The organism is Acetivibrio clariflavus DSM 19732 (assembly GCF_000237085.1).
Taxonomy (GTDB): domain Bacteria; phylum Bacillota; class Clostridia; order Acetivibrionales; family Acetivibrionaceae; genus Acetivibrio; species Acetivibrio clariflavus.
This window is the reverse complement of the sequence record NC_016627.1, coordinates 661795-679128: the sequence shown is the minus strand read 5'-3', so window position 1 is coordinate 679128 and position 17334 is coordinate 661795. Positions and strand designations below refer to the sequence as shown.

General features: G+C 33.4%; 10 protein-coding genes, 1 pseudogene and 1 riboswitch. Of the genes and pseudogenes, 2 read left to right on the top strand and 9 right to left on the bottom strand.

From position 1 onward, the window contains the following. Window positions 1-40: 40 nt before the first annotated feature. Window positions 41-1960, bottom strand: coding sequence for a serine hydrolase (locus tag CLOCL_RS02855; protein ID WP_027622524.1), 1920 nt, complete (start codon window positions 1958-1960; stop codon window positions 41-43). Between the two features lie 286 nt (window positions 1961-2246). Beyond that, window positions 2247-3326 carry a peptidoglycan-binding domain-containing protein gene (locus tag CLOCL_RS02850; RefSeq protein ID WP_014253927.1) on the bottom strand — a complete coding sequence of 360 codons (1080 nt, stop codon included), beginning with the start codon at window positions 3324-3326 and terminating at the stop codon, window positions 2247-2249. Beyond that, a riboswitch (cyclic di-AMP (ydaO/yuaA leader) is annotated at window positions 3327-3470 on the bottom strand. Window positions 3471-4045: 575 nt separating this feature from the next. Between CLOCL_RS02850 and CLOCL_RS02845 the strand changes: the two genes are divergently transcribed. Together CLOCL_RS02845 and CLOCL_RS02840 are read left to right on the top strand one after the other, a co-directional pair. Beyond that, on the top strand, window positions 4046-6490 hold the full coding sequence (locus CLOCL_RS02845; RefSeq protein WP_014253926.1) for a mannose-1-phosphate guanyltransferase: 2445 nt from the start codon (window positions 4046-4048) through the stop codon (window positions 6488-6490). A gap of 45 nt (window positions 6491-6535) precedes the next feature. After that, window positions 6536-7507 carry an RluA family pseudouridine synthase gene (locus CLOCL_RS02840; RefSeq protein WP_014253925.1) on the top strand — a complete coding sequence of 324 codons (972 nt, stop codon included), beginning with the start codon at window positions 6536-6538 and terminating at the stop codon, window positions 7505-7507. 426 nt (window positions 7508-7933) lie between these two features. Here CLOCL_RS02840 and CLOCL_RS23910 read toward each other — a convergent pair. From CLOCL_RS23910 to CLOCL_RS02810, 7 genes and pseudogenes are all read right to left on the bottom strand, one after another. Continuing rightward, window positions 7934-8370: pseudogene (locus tag CLOCL_RS23910) on the bottom strand (ATP-binding protein). Between the two features lie 35 nt (window positions 8371-8405). Beyond that, on the bottom strand, window positions 8406-8660 hold the full coding sequence (locus CLOCL_RS23905; protein WP_245532787.1) for a hypothetical protein: 255 nt from the start codon (window positions 8658-8660) through the stop codon (window positions 8406-8408). After that, the gene (istA, locus tag CLOCL_RS02830) at window positions 8654-10147 is read right to left on the bottom strand and encodes an IS21 family transposase (protein ID WP_014253924.1); all 1494 of its coding nucleotides are present in this window, start codon (window positions 10145-10147) and stop codon (window positions 8654-8656) included. Before istA ends, CLOCL_RS23905 begins: the two co-directional genes overlap by 7 nt. Window positions 10148-10426: 279 nt before the next feature. Then, on the bottom strand, window positions 10427-13312 hold the full coding sequence (locus tag CLOCL_RS02825; RefSeq protein WP_014253923.1) for a condensation domain-containing protein: 2886 nt from the start codon (window positions 13310-13312) through the stop codon (window positions 10427-10429). Between the two features lie 24 nt (window positions 13313-13336). After that, a complete protein-coding gene (locus tag CLOCL_RS02820) occupies window positions 13337-15523 on the bottom strand; it encodes an HAD-IIIC family phosphatase (protein WP_014253922.1) in 2187 nt (728 codons plus the stop codon). A 57-nt stretch (window positions 15524-15580) separates the two neighbouring features. Then, the gene (locus CLOCL_RS02815; protein WP_081466994.1) at window positions 15581-16819 is read right to left on the bottom strand and encodes a serine hydrolase domain-containing protein; all 1239 of its coding nucleotides are present in this window, start codon (window positions 16817-16819) and stop codon (window positions 15581-15583) included. Further along, window positions 16792-17322, bottom strand: a complete 531-nt coding sequence (locus CLOCL_RS02810) for a TIGR00725 family protein (protein ID WP_014253920.1) — start codon at window positions 17320-17322, stop codon at window positions 16792-16794. The genes CLOCL_RS02815 and CLOCL_RS02810 overlap by 28 nt, the downstream gene beginning before the upstream one ends. Window positions 17323-17334 lie beyond the last annotated feature (12 nt).

The window sequence follows — 17334 nt, the reverse complement described above, 5'->3', positions numbered from 1 at the left end:
TCAAAAAAGCCAAACAGAATCCAAAAGTTATAACAAAGTTTTATGGAATAGTGCTGTTAGTAATGCATACAGCTTTTTGCGGATATTCTTTCAGTAAATAGGTACAATTATTATCTTTTGCCAATGAATCCAATGAAATATACTTTTCTTTTCCTATTATCTTGTACTCCGTCAAATATCCCTCCAGCATACTATGCTCTTTAATATATGGTCTGCCGTTTATAAAGCGAAGTCCTATTCTATCCTGAATTAAATTTCCATCAATATATAATGAAGGACCGTTCTCCTTCCTAAAATAATCGATTATCTCTCTTGAAAGAGTCCCAATCAATTCATTTGCCTTTTCCTGGTTTATTGCCTTCAGGTTATCGTCTTCAACTACAATTGTCAATGCTATAGGCTCTCTATCCGGGAAATATACCAACGCCATATCACCGGACAAACGGCTTATGAATCCCACCTTATTTGCTATTACCACATCCTCCGGTGCATAAAGGGCTATTCTATCCTTATTTACAGTTTCTTTCATATATTCAATGCCTAAAATGGACAAATTATCCTCCACTGAAAGCCTGTTCTCCAGCAACACCAGCATCCGGGTCAGGTCATCGGCTGTAGAATAGTTGCTCGGAAAATTTTTGTCTCCATCATAGAATTTTTTATAAATCCTGGTATCTTTCAGTCCATACATCTCGCAAAAGGCATCCAATCTTTCTCTGCCTAAAGCGTCAAAAATTATATTGGACGCCACATTGTCACTCAAGCTGATCATTCTGGACAAAATATCTTCATATGTGTACTTTGTCCCATTTGCCTGATATTGCAAATTACCAGTTCCGGCGACTTTAGTGCTCCTGATATATTTATCGCTTTGTTTTAATGTATAGACACTGCTTAAGCTGAAATTCCCTTTTTGTACTTCTTCAAAGAAACACAAAAGGTTCACAATCTTAGACAAACTGGCAGGATAAAAACGTTCCTGCCCATTATAGCTTACAGTTGTTCCGGTAGCAAAATCATAAACGCTGACTCGTACTATATCAGTCTCATTTTTTATAACATCATTTATACTGGATAACAAATCCTTTTTCATATCTTTAGCATTTACAAAATCCAAGTCCGGCTGGTTTTTAAGAAGTTCTTCAAATCTTGACAGTGCTTCTTCAATTTCATAATCGGACAAAGTTCGAAACGGTTCAAAATTGCCCTTTTCAACTTTAAGCAAATTGAGATAAACAGACAAATGACAATGATAATGTGAAGACTCAGGAATATCCCTATAATCCGGAAAGAAATACAAATCCATATTAGGAATACTCTTATTATAATACTCTAAAATATGATTTACAAAATAAGTAGCCGCTTCATATTTTGTAATGGGCTTGATATTGCGTTCACCTATAATTTTTTCCCGTACAAAACTGAAATATATTTGGGCAAATTCTTTATCACTGTAATCTTCAATAGATTTATCACTGTCAGTAACCAATATTACACCGCTTTTATAGGATACCTTTTTATCTATTATCTCACATATAACACGTAAAGGAACATATACCCGATTTTGAATAATTTCAGGCATTACATCCAACATCATTTGACTGCCGTTCACTTTTATTTCGTAGCTACCGGGCTTTAAACGTATTGTTTTATCATATCCAGAGATTGTAGCAGTATATTTAGCTGCATTCCATTCAACTTTAAATCCGAAATTTTCGGCCAAAAATCTTACAGGTATTAATGTACGGCCACTTACAACTATAGGTTCCACTTGAGCATTTTCAGAATCAAGCAGACAAAAATCCCCATCAACGCAGGCAAAAGGGTTATTAACCATAAATAAAGCACTTATCCCCTTAACTGCCTCCTCATTGTTAAAAGAAAGTTTTGCCAAAGAAAAATTGCTGGTAAAGCAAATATTTATTATAATTATAAATATTATTCCCACTACTCTTCTCATTGCTTTACTTCCTGACAAGCCATAATTTTTATTGTCAATATTATATATTATAAAACTAACCACTACAACCTAAAATTTCCGCCAAACCAATTCTTATTGCTGTCTATTACTTATTATTATCGTTTTTACTTCCACTTAATCAATTTTATATATTGTCATAAGCGGAAATTATCTTCAATAAAAATTAAATCTTTACCCAGAAGTAAATTAAAAAAACAGGATACCACAGTAAATGCGATATCCTGTTTATTTCATAAATATGCCGTTTAAAATTATGTTTTCAAAATTAAAAGTTATTCTTTGCAGCCCACTGCGCAGCTTCTTTTATTGCATTCTGATGATTTGAATCAACTTTGTTAGATCCATGGGTTCTGCTGTTCAAGAAATGAACATCAAATACTCCGCTCATGTTGTTTCCCTTGACTGCATCAAGATTATCTCCAGCGCCATATCCACCGCTTCTACTGCTTACATATGTATTAGCGGGTGCCCCTTCAACTCCGGCATGAGGCATTCCTGCCATAGAAGCAGCCATTTTACGGCCGTTTACAGTTATTATAATAGGCCTTCTTTCCCAGCTCCACTCACCGCCATAAATACTTTTCATTATTTTAGTATCTTCTGCGGTAAGAGGCTCACAATCTGCATGATTATAACCATACGTTCTTTTTATTTTAAAAGTGCGCCCTGTCCTGATATCGTAAACTTCTGCGATATCACCTATTTTAAAAATATTTTCCGCTCCACCAAACCAAGAAACAAGATAATCGCTGCTTGAGCGAGAGCCACCTCTTGAAGCATTTACATTAGCTGCAGAAGCTGTTGTCCCTAATAATTGACTTATTTTAGTTAAAGTTGCATTTCCAGCTATTCCATCCTGAGTAAGACCATATGCTTTTTGAAATTTCTTAACTGCTTCTTTTGTAAGACTGCCATAATAGCCGGTTGGATTAACATTTAAATAACCAAGTTTCTTCAAATCATTTTGCAATTGTGTTACTCTACTTCCACTCATGCCTTCTTTTAAAACTTCCGTACTGCTTGTACCTCTCGAAGCTGTTTTTTCACTTAAAAGCTTTTCAATTAAAGCCAGGGTTTTGCTTCCGGCAATGCCATCACTCTCTAATCCGTTATTGGCCTGAAGCTTCTGAACTGCTGATTTGGTAAGACTTCCATAATAACCTGTTGAGTTCACTTTCAAGTATCCCAACGTTCTTAAGTTATTCTGGAGTGATGTGACATCGTTGCCGCTCATTCCCTCCTTTAATACTCTCGATGCAGCGAGAGTATTAGCCGGACACAATGAAAACATACTTACGAAACAACATACCAAGGCTGTTATCAATACTCTTTTTTTCTTTTGCATCTAATTCCTCCTTAATGCTTACGAGGTTAGTTGACGGGTTAGGTGGAAGAAATCCCTTTCCGGTATCACCGGAATTAACCCCAAATGTATATCCCCCGTTCCTCTACTTTTTCAAACAGATAGAGAATTCAGCAATAATAAGTGTATCATTTTTTACAGTAACAATAAATACAAAAATAATACCTAAAAGTATTTACTTATGTACATTATTCTAACTTAAACTCAAGTGAGAGCTTTTCCTTGCCTTATATTTTATACAAATAAACCGGACATGTAAACCCTTTCCTCAAATTTTCCTCATTTTTATCAGATATGGTAATCTAAATCTATAAATATTAAATTTTCCGATATATTTTTTCATTAATTCTATAAAGGATTTTTCTAAACTGTATTGAATATAAATAATATATAAATGGACATTAGTAGCGGTTTATACGATACTTAAATTATTCAAGTTTGGCTAAAACTTTCTTTTAGTTTGTACTTTATATCCTGAATTTTCTTGAGCTAATTACCAATATTGAACGTTGGCATTATATTTTGAATATTAAGTATTCTGCGTTCAATAGATAATAAATAAATTTAATTTCTCAATAATAAAAATTGAATGTAAAGTATTAACTTAAACTGACATACCTCTTTTATGAAAATCTAAAAGAGGTAAATCTCAAAGCAATCGACTTACACCATGATATCAATTGTGAAAGGATGGTCCTTAAATGAAAGCAATTATTATGGCTGGCGGTGAAGGATCAAGACTGCGTCCTCTTACATGTGACTTACCTAAACCTATGGTTCCGGTAATGAATATACCGATAATGGAACATATTATAAATTTACTCAAAAAACACGGCATTACCGAAATAGGAGTCACATTAATGTATCTGCCTCAGAAAATCAAGGACTATTTTGGAAACGGTTCGCATTTTGGAGTCAATATTCAATATTTTACAGAAGATGTACCCTTAGGAACTGCAGGCAGTGTAAAAAATGCCGGTGATTTCCTTGATGAAACTTTTATCGTAATAAGCGGTGATTCCCTTACAGATATGGACATTACCAAAGCTATAGAATTTCATAGAGAAAAGAAATCAAAAGCCACTATCGTTTTAACCAGAGTAGACGTACCTTTAGAATATGGTGTTGTAATTACCGATAAAAACGGTACAATAACCGGTTTTCTTGAAAAGCCAAGTTGGGGTGAAGTTTTCAGCGACACAGTAAATACCGGAACTTATATATTGGAACCGGAAATAATGGATTACCTGGAACAAGGAAAAAAGACAGACTTTAGCCAGGACCTTTTCCCTCTGCTGCTGGAAAAAAAAGAACCCATGTTTGGGTATGTAATGTCAGGCTACTGGTGCGACATAGGGGACCTGCAAGCCTATCTTCAAGCACACTATGATGTACTTGACGGCAAGGTAAAAATAAATACAACATTGACAGAGGTTAAAAAAGGTATCTGGGTCGGTTCAGGTAGCATTATTGATTCCCATGCCACATTAAATGCACCCTGTGTAATAGGCGACAATTGTCGTATAGGAAGCGGTGCTGTAATTGACAGCTATAGTGTTCTCGGCAGCAACAATGTGGTGGAAGATGAATCCACCATTAAAAGAAGCGTACTTTGGAACGGAAACTATATTGAATATGGTTCTGAAATAAGAGGTGCCATCCTTTGTAATAAAATAAATCTCAAACACTATGCGCGAATATTTGAAAACGCAGTTGTTGGCGATAACTGTGTCATAAATGAAAGAGCTATTATAAAACCCAATATCCGTATCTGGCCTCAAAAGACAGTAGATCCTCTGGCTATTGTGGATAGAAATATCATTTGGGGTTCAAAGCATTCAAAAACCATTTTCGGTGAAAACGGTCTGTCGGGAATTATTAATGTCGATATCTCTCCTGAGTTTGCAACCCGTTTGGGTGCTGCTTATGGTTCAATATTCAAAAAAGGTTCAAAGGTTATTGTAAGTTCAACCACTTCCAACTCTGCAAGAATGTTCAAACATGCATTTATATCGGGTATGCTGTCGGTAGGTGTGGAAGTATTTAATATGAGCAGTCTCCTTACCCCTATTTCACGACATGCCATCAGTTTTCTCGCTGTTGAAGGGGGAATTCACATAAAACTAAGCGACGACAACCCCAATAAACTTAGAGTGGACTTCATGGACGCAAAAGGTGCGAGTATTAGCAGAGTCATGGAACGTAAAATTGAAAATGCCTTTTTCCGGGAAGATTTTAAACGCTGTTCCGGAGAAGAAATCAGCCGTCTGAACAATATAACCGATTTCAAAAATTACTATGTTCGTTCCATACTTAACGAAATTGACACTGACGCAATAAGGAATAGTTCTCCAAAAGTTTGCATCGTTTCGCCTTCAGATTTTGTTATATCAATAGTAGTTCCCATGCTAACAGACATCGGATGTAAAGTTGCAAGCTTTTCATCCTCCAATTTAAATGAAATAGATACCATTGTAGATAAAATAAAAACTAATGATGCCAATTTTGCGGCCTTTATCGACAGCAACGGTGAAACCCTTGTTCTCGTAGACAAAAACGGGAAAATAGTAAAAGATGATCTTTTCCTTTCTCTGACCTCATTAATCTCCTTTAAAAGCAATCCGGGTTCAAAAGTGGTTGTGCCCATTACCGCACCGTCAATCATCGAAACCATGGCTGAAAAATACAATGGAAAAGTTGTACGTACAAAAACCTCACCCCAGGCAGTTATGGAACAAATGCTGAACAACAATCTATTCAAAAACAAAGAAAATATGGATCAATTCCTATTGAACTTCGATGCTCTTGCAGGGCTTATCAAGATTCTTGAATTTTTATGCGTGAAAAATACCACATTATCTGATATACTTAAAGAAATACCGGATTTTTATGTGAGTAAAAAGAAAATATTCTGCCCCTGGGAATTGAAAGGGCGAGTTATGAGAACACTAATAACAGAAAAGGACAGCGAAAAGGTAGAGTTGCTTGATGGTGTCAAATTTATAATGGAAAACGGCTGGGCTCTCGTATTACCCGATGCAGATCTTCCTCTTTGCAGAATATATTCGGAAGGCGAAAGTCCAAGCGTTGCCGATATGATATCGGAAAAATATCTTGAAAAGATAAAAAGGATAATCAATTCATGAAATAATGGCGACTCTCCTCACGGAGAGTCTTTTTAGAGGAGTAATATGCAAAAGTTTGTAATAGATAAAGACAGTGGCAATAGACGTATTGATAAAATATTAAGAGAAAAATATCCCAATTTACCTCAAAGTTTCATGTATAAAGCCTTTAGAAAAAAAGATATAAAGGTAAACGGTATAAGGGTAAAGGAAAACTATATTGCAAATCCCGGGGATATAGTCGAGGTATATATCATAGATGAAATCCTTTACGGCAATGGATCATCCCAACCCTTTAACCATACTAAGGCTTTTACAGTTGTATATGAGGATAAAAACATTCTAATTGTAAATAAAATGCAAGGTATACCTGTTCATCCCGACAAGGACAGTACCGAAAACACACTTATTGACCTTGTAACAGACTATATTCGCAGCAATGCAGACAGTACAGACTCAAAAAGTTTCACCCCTGCTCTATGCCACAGACTTGACCGCAATACAGGAGGTCTCGTAATAATTGCCAAAAACAATGAAGCATTAAAAATAATGCTGGAGAAAATAAGAAAAAAAGAAATTAAAAAATACTACCAGTGTATTGTTCGTGGTATACCGGAAAAAAATAGTGCTACACTTAAAGCATTTCTTGAAAAGGATGAGCGAAAAAGTCGAGTTTACATAAACAGTTATAAAACCAAAAATTCTTTAGAAATAATAACCAAATACAAAACACTCTCAGTAATTGAAAATTTAACTGCAAATGAAAAGGGAAGTTTGCTGGAAGTTGAGCTGATTACCGGCCGAACACATCAAATCAGGGCACATATGGCCTATATAGGCCATCCCATAGTCGGAGACAGCAAATATGGAGACAATAATTTAAACCGTGCCCTAAAGTTAAAATATCAAGCCCTCTGGGCGTATAAAATTAAGTTTGAATTTTCTAAAACAAGCGGTATTCTAAGCTATTTAAACGGAAAAAAATTCGAAATTGAGCCTAATTTTAGTAATATTATACATCCGTATAAAAATGTATAATACATTATATCAATACTCAAATTCCCTCATACCGATAAGTTAGAGCAAATAAATTTCAAATAGAAAATAATACCGACAAACAAACAGCACATAAAGCATGAGAACAAAGTATAATGTAGTTGTCAAAGAAGCCCAATTTTGGGACCTTGACAACTACTACATTATCATAAATACACAAAAATCAAAATAACAATTTACTCTTCCTGGCAAAATTCCTATCCATATTTTCTATTTTTTATCGCATAAAAACATCTAATTCTCAGTAACTTTATCTGGCAAACATCTTTATTGTAAATATTAACCAAGACAGCTTAAATGGAATTTTTTTATATAAATGCAATTACTTCAAAGCCTGTGTTTTTTGCAATAATTATTTCCTCAGTTATGAAAAAATTTTTCCCCAGGCACCGGTGAGGAATTTTTATGTTAACCTTGTCTGATTAATGAGTTTTTCATTCTCTCACTCTCACCATTAAAAATTAGCAAGTGACAATGATGTAGCAGCCTGTCTATGAGTGCTCCTGTCATTTGTTCATCATAGAGTACATTAGTCCATCTTGAAAATTCTATGTTGGTTGTGATGATTATGCTCTTTCTCTCATAGCATTCAGATATTATCTCGAATAAAAGCTGTGAACCATCTCTGTCTAGAGGAATATACCCCCATTCATCAAATATCAAAAGATCATTTTTCATAATTGCTTGATAAATCCCGAAAGTTCTTTGGCTTTCTTTGCCTCTGAAAGCTTGTTTACTAAAGCGGCTGTCCTGAAGAACTTTACTGATTTACCTAGCTTACATGCTTCTATACCTATAGCCGTTGCTAAATGAGTTTTTCCAGTTCCCACATTCCCATAAAACATTAGATTGCTCTTGTCTCTTATGAATTCACATTTTCTTAAATAATCAATATTATACTCGCAGGAACAGTAACTTCGTCAAATTTAAACGCTTCCAAGGATTTCATTGTATAAAATCCTGCACTCTTTATCAGCCTATTTTGTCTGGTCTTTTCTCGGTGCTCTATCTCAAGCTTCAATAATTTGAGTAAGTATTCTTGATGACTGTCCGCAGTTATCTTTTGACTGTTTTCCACCATGTTTTGACTAATTTTTAATGCCTTACAGCAATCTGCTATTTCAAGACTTAGCATAAACTACCACCTGCTTCCTTTATCAAAGCATCATATGCAGAAACATCGGTAACAACCTTTTTAAGTTTTGGTATACCCTCTGGTACTCTAGCAGGTTTTAGATCAAGTTCAGGAGTATTTAGCCTGCTGAAAAGAGCTGTCAAGCTATCTGCATCCGCTGCTCCATACAAAAGAGCTTCACTTACTGCTTTTACTGCTGTTTCAAAGTTTGATTTCTCACATATCGTTGCTATGGTTTGAAGAATTCTTCCCCTTTCAGGTCTCGAACAAGTTTCTATATACTCTTTCATAGGATGTGGCAGCATAGTATATATTCCAGTATATTTCAATGCTCCAGGTCTTTTGGCTAGAGTATTAAGATAGGGAAGCCATTGCATGCTCTCCTGCTTAGTATCACCATATAGTCGAGTATGTTTGATTGTTTCTCTGTAGTTTTCATCAAGTATAATTACCTCATTAGCTGTTATCTTGATATTAATTTTTTCATTTGCATATTTAGGAGATGTAGAATATTCGTGGATTCCATTATTTAGTGTAAATTTCCCACACCCATTTGTTTTTACAGTTAAATATTTTCCTGTATCAAATTCTACAGTTGGTAGTGGTATTAATGATTTTCTATCTTCAATATGCAATTCTGATATTTTTACTCCTTTTCGATAATGTTCTCTATCTGCATCATTATCACATTTTATTAAAAGTTCTTTATTGAATTCTTCCAGATTAGTTATTTTAGGTACAGGAACAAACATGTTCCTTCTGTGATATCCCACTTTTGACTCAACTGATCCCTTCTCATGACCAGAGTTAGGATTACAAAACACAGCTTCAAAGTTGTAGTGTTCTTTAAACCTCAAAAAATCATCTGTTAAATCTCTATCGCCTCCTTTTAATACTTTTGCAACTATAGTGCTAGCATTATCAAACCATATCCTATAGGGTACTCCCTGAATATGCTTAAATATATTGATAAGTCCTTCAAAAAGGCATTCCTGATTTTGACCTTTGAAAAGCTGAGTATATCCTTGATTGCTGTATGGGAATGAAATATTTATGTAGTAACCATTGTATAATCTATCGTTTAGATAGAAGTCTGCTTCACCAAAGTCTACCTGAGCTTCTCCTGGCCTATGTTCCAAAGGCAGGTACCCATATGATTTTGCATATATTTCTTTTTTCCTCCTTCTAACATAATTTGATACTGTCTTGTAACAACAATCAAAGTCATCTTTATATATTTCAGTTAATCTTTCAAAAATACGTTTTGCAGTATGTCTCTGTTTTCTTCTTGCTGTCTTATCTTCCATAAGCCACTTGTCTATGGTATCCTTAAAAGGTTTAAGTTTTTCTGGCCTTCCTCTTTTTACACTTTTATCAATGGGATATTCATTCCAATCTGTTTTGTCTATATACTTTCTTATAGTTTTTCTATCAAAGTTGGTTTCCCTAGAAATTTGACTAATGCTTATACCTTGTTCATAATACATTTTTCTGATATGATTTTTTGAGTCATTGATAGCATCCTCCAGTTCCTCCTTGTAAAAGAATGGTCTCTAATACAAGGATAAATTTAAATGGTGGTGCCTTCAATGGCTTTTTTCATTTCTGAGGATTTATTAATTGCAAAAGTGGGGAATTTTTTTTTCACTTTTGCCCATTTATATTTTACATTAAACACCTGATAATTTTGTATATCAAAAGCAAGGTATTCAATGTATAAATTTATCACCTGAGGTAATCAGTTTTATCACGTAATCCCATTATTATTACAATATTTTATATATTTGATATCCAGCGCCATTATCCGAATCAGCATCTACGATATCTTTCTCTATATCAAGAACATTTTCCTCTTTTTCACCTTTTATAAGCTTTTGATGATAATTATCATTAATCTTTACGCACAATTCTGATATTTTTAAGTCAGGATTCTCTATTAGGACCTCTAACAATTCTTTAAACTGATTAACAAATTTCAAAATGGTTTCTCTAGAGAACAAATCAGTATTATATTCAAATTTACCATAGAGCCCTTCTTCATTATCATCAAACATATTAAGAGATATATCGAATTGCGATACTTTTTTCTTAATGTTTAAATATCTCGTATTTAACCCTTCCAGAAATTGCTCCTTCTCTTGTGGAAAAATTTCATGAAAAACAAACATCATTTGAAATAGAGGTGAATAACCTGGTTCAATCTCATAATGCAATACACTATATATCTCTTGGAAGGGTAATTCTTGATTTTGAAATGCACCTAATGCAGTTTCTTTTACTTTATGCATTACATCATATATTCTGTCGTTTTCATCTATAACTGTTCTTAAAACTAACATATTTGTTAAATCGCAAATCAAATTCTCTAGAACTTCACTGTTACGACCGGAAACAGGCGAACCAATAACAATATCATGTTCATTTGTATTTATGTATACAAGTAATTTAAATGCTGAAAGTAAAGTCATAAATAGGGAAACCCCAACTTCATTAGATAAGGTTTTCAATTTTGTTCTAATACTTTTAGGCAGGTAAAACAACTCTTCCGACCCATTATAAGTTCTTACCAAAGGCCTTGTATAGTCTGATGGTAAACTCAGTTTAAAATTACAACCTTCTAATTGCTTTTTCCAGTATTTTATCATTCTATCTTTTTTTTCACCCTTATTGGAATATGTTCTTTGCCAAACTGCAAAATCAGGACATTGCACATTAAGTTCAGAAAGGTTATGTTTTTTATTATAAGCAAACCATGAGTACAATTCTTTAATTTCTCTGATAAGTACTGTAGATCCCCATCCATCATTTATAATATGGTGCATTCCCCACCAAATTATATGTTCATCCTCTGATAATTTTATTAGTAGAACTCTTATTAATGGGCCTTTTGATAGGTCAAATGGTTCATAACTTTTTGTACTCAAAATTCTTTCGACTTCTAGGTTTTGATTATTTCTATCATCACCTTGAATATCAATAACTGGTAATCTAAATTCAATCGTTGGTAAAACAAATTGCACTGGTTTTCCATCTATTTCCCCGAAGGTGGTACGTAAATTTTCATGCCTATTGATGATTTCATTAAATGTTTTTTCTAGTGCCTCAACGTTCAGATTTCCATAAATCATATAGGCTGAAAAAGTATTAAGTGCTAAAGAATTTGGCTCTATCTTATTTAAAAACCAAAATCTTTCTTGATAATATGTAAGTGGAAATATATTTATACCTTCTTTTCGGGGTTGCTTAACTATTAAACTCTCTTTACCCAAGGTGGTTGGACTTGATTTTGTTAATAGCAATAAAGCTAATTCCAATTTTTCTTTAGAATAATTTTTTATAAGTTTATCAATATCGTTTTCATTATCATTTTTTTCATGAAAATTATTCTCATCATAGTCACATTTTTTTAAAGTAGCAAATTCATTTCCTTCATAATATAATTTGTCCTTATTCATTTTTCTTTCTTTAGAATTTAAAATAGAATCTATTATATTACATATAGAAGCTATGGGATTATCCTTTTTCATCTTTTCTGCAACACTCAAGCAAGCTTCTTTTACTGTTTTAGAAGTTATAATTCTTTGCAATGATTCCATTACACATTTATAATTCCATTGAGGAGGAAGCAGATATTCTCCAACACCTAAACGCTTGAGACACATAGCATTATCCGGTCTATCTACTCCTCCTGCCAGAACTAATTGGGGAAGTCCTGATGCAAGTGCTTGTGCAGAAGTACCAATTCCTCCATGATGAATAATAGCTTTTGCTTCTGTCATCAAATAACCAAATGGAAGATGGCTAAAATAATAAATTCCCTTTGGTAAGTTTGCAGGCATAAACTCTTTATGGCGACCCACTATAATAGCTTTTTGGCCCAATACCTCACAAGCTTTTATACTGGATTCAAAAAAATCTGAATTAATAAATAAGGAACTAGAGCTACTGTTAATTAAAATTGGTTTTTCTTTATCATTTATTAAGGACTTAACATCATCCGGTATATCGCAAAACTCACTTGAGTCTACAACAAACCCCACTCTCTCAATATATATACTATCTGAATTTATACTATCTGACTTTTCTGCTTCAAACCAATCTGGCCAAAGGCCAATATTTCTTTCCGCCGATTTCCACCACTTTTCCCAACTATATTCGCTATGGAGACCTAACTCTTTTCTAATACTTATGATATCATCCTTTAGCAAATTATAAAACGTAATTACAAATTCTTTCGACATAATAAAACTTGGAGCAAAAAAACACATAACTCTTGGTATATCAAGTTTCTCGGAAACTATTGTTGATATAAATCCAGGTGATTTTGAGAAAATAACTGTTTGACCAGGTACATAATAATTTTTTATTTTATCATAAGTTCTCAGAACACGTGATAATACATGGCGTTTCAAAAAAAATATATGTCCTTGAGGATTTTGACTTGTTGAAGCATTGTCATTAATAAATTGCGCATACTCAGCAGGAGTATCTACCGAAATAAAATCAAGCTTTGATTCCTTAGCAATACTTTCATAATAGCTATGAGTAACAATTGCTACCCTATGACCATAATTTAATAACTTTCTACCTATACGAATAAATGGCAAAACATCTCCATCTGTACCACAAGTTTCAAATATTATGCAACCCATAACTTTCAAACTTCCTTTCTCTATTTATATAAAAAGTGATTTTATTATTTGATGTTCCGGCATTAAGTTTATATCACCAAGCACTTTTATAACCTCATTTAAGTCTAGTTTACTAAGTTTATGCCGTATAATTTCTCTTGAAAGTTTCGAAATAGTAAAATCACCTTCAAAAACAGTCTCTATCGGGATTTCAACGTCAAATACCTGTTTTACTTTTGAAAGTATTTTTATCAGTAAAATTGATGTACCTCCTAAGGCGAAGAATTCATCATGTATCCCTATATTATTTAATTTTAAATATTCTGACCAAATCTTTTCTAATTCTATTTCCATTGGAGTAACTGGTAAAACTCCCGAATCATTTTTTAACGTACGACTACTTTTTTGAGCATTAACCTCTTTCATAATCTTATTTACATGATTCAGGTTTTTGGCTATATATGCTAAAAAATCAGATTCTTTCTTTTTATCTTCAGTTTTGTTTTTGCTTGAGATTTCAGATATGTTACTTGATTCATCTTTAAAATTATTATTCTCGAAAACTTTATCCTTTAATGAAGCGCCTACCTTAGCAGGTATAGTATATATATTTTTCATTTCATCTACTTTCTTAGTAGTACATATACTGTTAAGGAAATTATATGCCGGACTATTTTTTCCACTTTTGATAAACGGGATCACAATATTCTCTACTTTATTTTTCAACGCATATTCCGATATATAAGCTATCATTTTATGTTCAATGTTTCTGCCAAGTGCTCTACAGCTTAGACAAAAAGTATCTATTATAATTTCATTTTGCTCTAATTTAATAATAACAGTTCCAACTATCCCATAGTCTCCAAATCTATCTTTTGCACTAACTACAAAACATTTATATTCATTACTTAAACATAATTTTTCTAATTCATTTTCTTTTCTTCGTATAGTTGTAAAATTAAACTGGTTAATTCTCTGAGTCATCTGGGCAACTCGTGAAATATTACTCAATGTGGCACTTTCAAACTCAACCTTCAGTTCCAGTCCTTTTAGAAAGTCAGCGTAACATAAGGAATCGTTTAGAAGCCGTTCTCTATTAATATTCTGTCTATAGAATTCTGTTCGCTTCGTATCTTCCTTTGTGACCTTCCTATCATCAAAAGGCCATATATTGTTTAAGAAATTTTGAATTTCATAATCTTTATCCGGGAACAACAACGTTAGAACTTCCGGACAATTAGCACGTACTTCAGCACATTCAAGAGGATTATCATCAATAAAAATCATACTTTCCAAAGATAATCCTAATTTTTTAGATATATTTTTAATATTATTTGATTTTGGTTCCCAGTTACAATGCCACGAAACTATTGAGTCTCTTTTCAGTAACATTCCAGGGTGACTATCAAATACTTTTAAAACATCTTCTTCATTATTTTTACTGCAAATACAAATTAGCATTCCCTCTAATCTTTTTTTCTCGAGAAAATTTTGAAATTTCTGATAACCGCTAGATATTTCTAAATCTTTGATCTCACTTTCGCCACAAACTCCTTTCCATAAAGTATTATCACAATCTACAACTATTACCTTATATGGCGTAGAATAATATGTATATATTTTTCTTGCAAGCAGAGTAGCCAATGAAGTAAAAAAAGCTTCCGTATAAGGCAAATGTGCAATTCTATCCGTATGCTCATCATAATACTTATTTACAGGATAAAGCTCATTTACTTGTTGGTATTTGATTATATCTAATTTATTTGTATCTGACATAATATTCTCAAATTCATTTTGAACATAATCAAACGTTTGAAAAAACTCCAATTCAGTCTCAGGACTCGATGGGCATATGCATAAAAAATATGGGACCATAGTATTTTCTACTTTCTTTTTTATAACAGATATTAACTCTTTTGAATTGTTCAGAATTAATTCTTTCTTTACTTCTAATCCAACAGTTTTACTTGAATATCTGAACCAATCTTCAAAACGTATCAAAATAATATTGATTCCGTTAGTATTTAATGAAAATAAACTTTTTGGGTCAATTAATTGCTGAAGAACTTGATTATAAGGTGCGAAATCAATGTTATACGGAATGTTAAGCTTGTCCATAAAGTATTCAAGTGTATCCCTTAAAGGGTCAGCCGTAAACGTTGCAGCTATGACAATATTGAACTTATCAATTGAGTCTTCTAGAGTAATATTAGCCTCACTTTTTTTACACATAATTTATCCCTCCCATACTATATTAAAATAGCGCGAATAGCGCGCAAATCAACTAAATTAATCAATCAATGCTTGATATACTACTGTTTGGAACTCTTTTATTTGTTGGTATGGTATACATTGAGTCATATATAATGCTATTAATTCTTCCTTCGGATCAATAAAAAACTCTGTTCTCGCATTACCACCCCAACCATACATACCATTAGTACCAATAATTCCTGCCTGAGCAGAACTTAGCAGAACTTTCCATCCCAATCCGTAACCATAACCTTCATAATCATATGGTCTAGACTTATCGGTTATCATGGGGAGTAAATTGCTTGATAAGTGATTCATTGTCATAAATTCAACAGTCTTTCGTCCTAAAATGCGATTTCCATCCAGTTCACCTTTGTTTAGAAGCATTTGAGCAAAGCGAATGTAATCTTCTGCCGTAGAAACCAAACCACTTCCAAAGTCACAAACTCCCCCTCCTCCGCTGCAAAACAAAGGTTTCTTTCTATAGTCCACACCAGATTCCACCAAAACAAAACCATGCTCTTCCGAAAATGTATATAATTCAGATAACCTATCATGCTTATCTTCTCTGACAAAAAAATCAGTATCTACCATTCCTAATGGATCAAATATTTGCTGTTTTAAAAAATCTCTTAATGATTTTTGGGATATTACTTCAATAATATAACCTAATACATCTGTTGAGTAACCATAACTCCATTTCTCTCCTGGTTGATGAGCTAATGGCAATGTGGTCAAAATTTTTATAAATTCGCCTATAGAATGTTCTTTTTCGAACTTTTCCTTGCTTAAGTTCAGTCTGTAGGTAAGTTCTTCTGTATGAATATCATAACTTAAACCGGACGTATGAACTAATAGATCATGAATTGTAATTTCCCTATCTATATTTACTAAGCGAAAATCTTTATCATTTATTTGCTTTATTACTTTCATGTTTTTAAACTCAGGTACAAATCTAGATACAGGAGTATCCATTTGAAAATATCCTTCTTCGTAGAGCATCATTATAGCAACACATATTATTGGCTTAGTCATTGAGCATATACGAAAAATAGTATCTTTCTGAACTGGCTTACCTCTTTTAATATCCATCAATCCAAAACTTTCATGGTAAACAATTTTATTCTTACGTGCTACCATGGCTACTCCACCAGCACATATACCTTTATCAATACAACATTGCATTAATTTATCTATGCGATGAAGACGAGTAGATGATAAACCTACGCTTTCCGGACTGACTTTCATCATATATTCACGCATTCCTTTTTCCATTTGTTAAATATTTCATCAATAAATGCAAGTGCTTCATCATTGGAATATGCTGTTTTTAATATTTTACCTTTTCTATGATCTAAAGGTGTATTTGCTAATTTTTCTGACCAACCACCAGTATGAGCCATAAGAATGATAGGCTTGTCATATTGCCAGGCATAGGTGATTTCACTTAGAGTACCTGCTCCTCCATTAAAAGCAACTAAAACGTCTGAAGAAATTGGTATCAGAACATTCCTTATATAACCTAAAGTAGTTGGTATAACAATATCAGTATACGGATTTGCCTCTAATTTTGTAGAACCAGGCAAAATTCCAACAACTGGTTTTCTGTTCATCACCGTTCTTGCTCCACGACAAACCTGTTCCATCAATCCTTCCATCCCACCACAAACAATAGCATATCCTCTTTTAGCAATTTGTTGCCCAAATTCAAAAGCTATATTCTCTATTTCTTTATTACAGCAATCAGCAGCTGCTGCAACTCCGACCGCAAAATACATATATATCCCCTC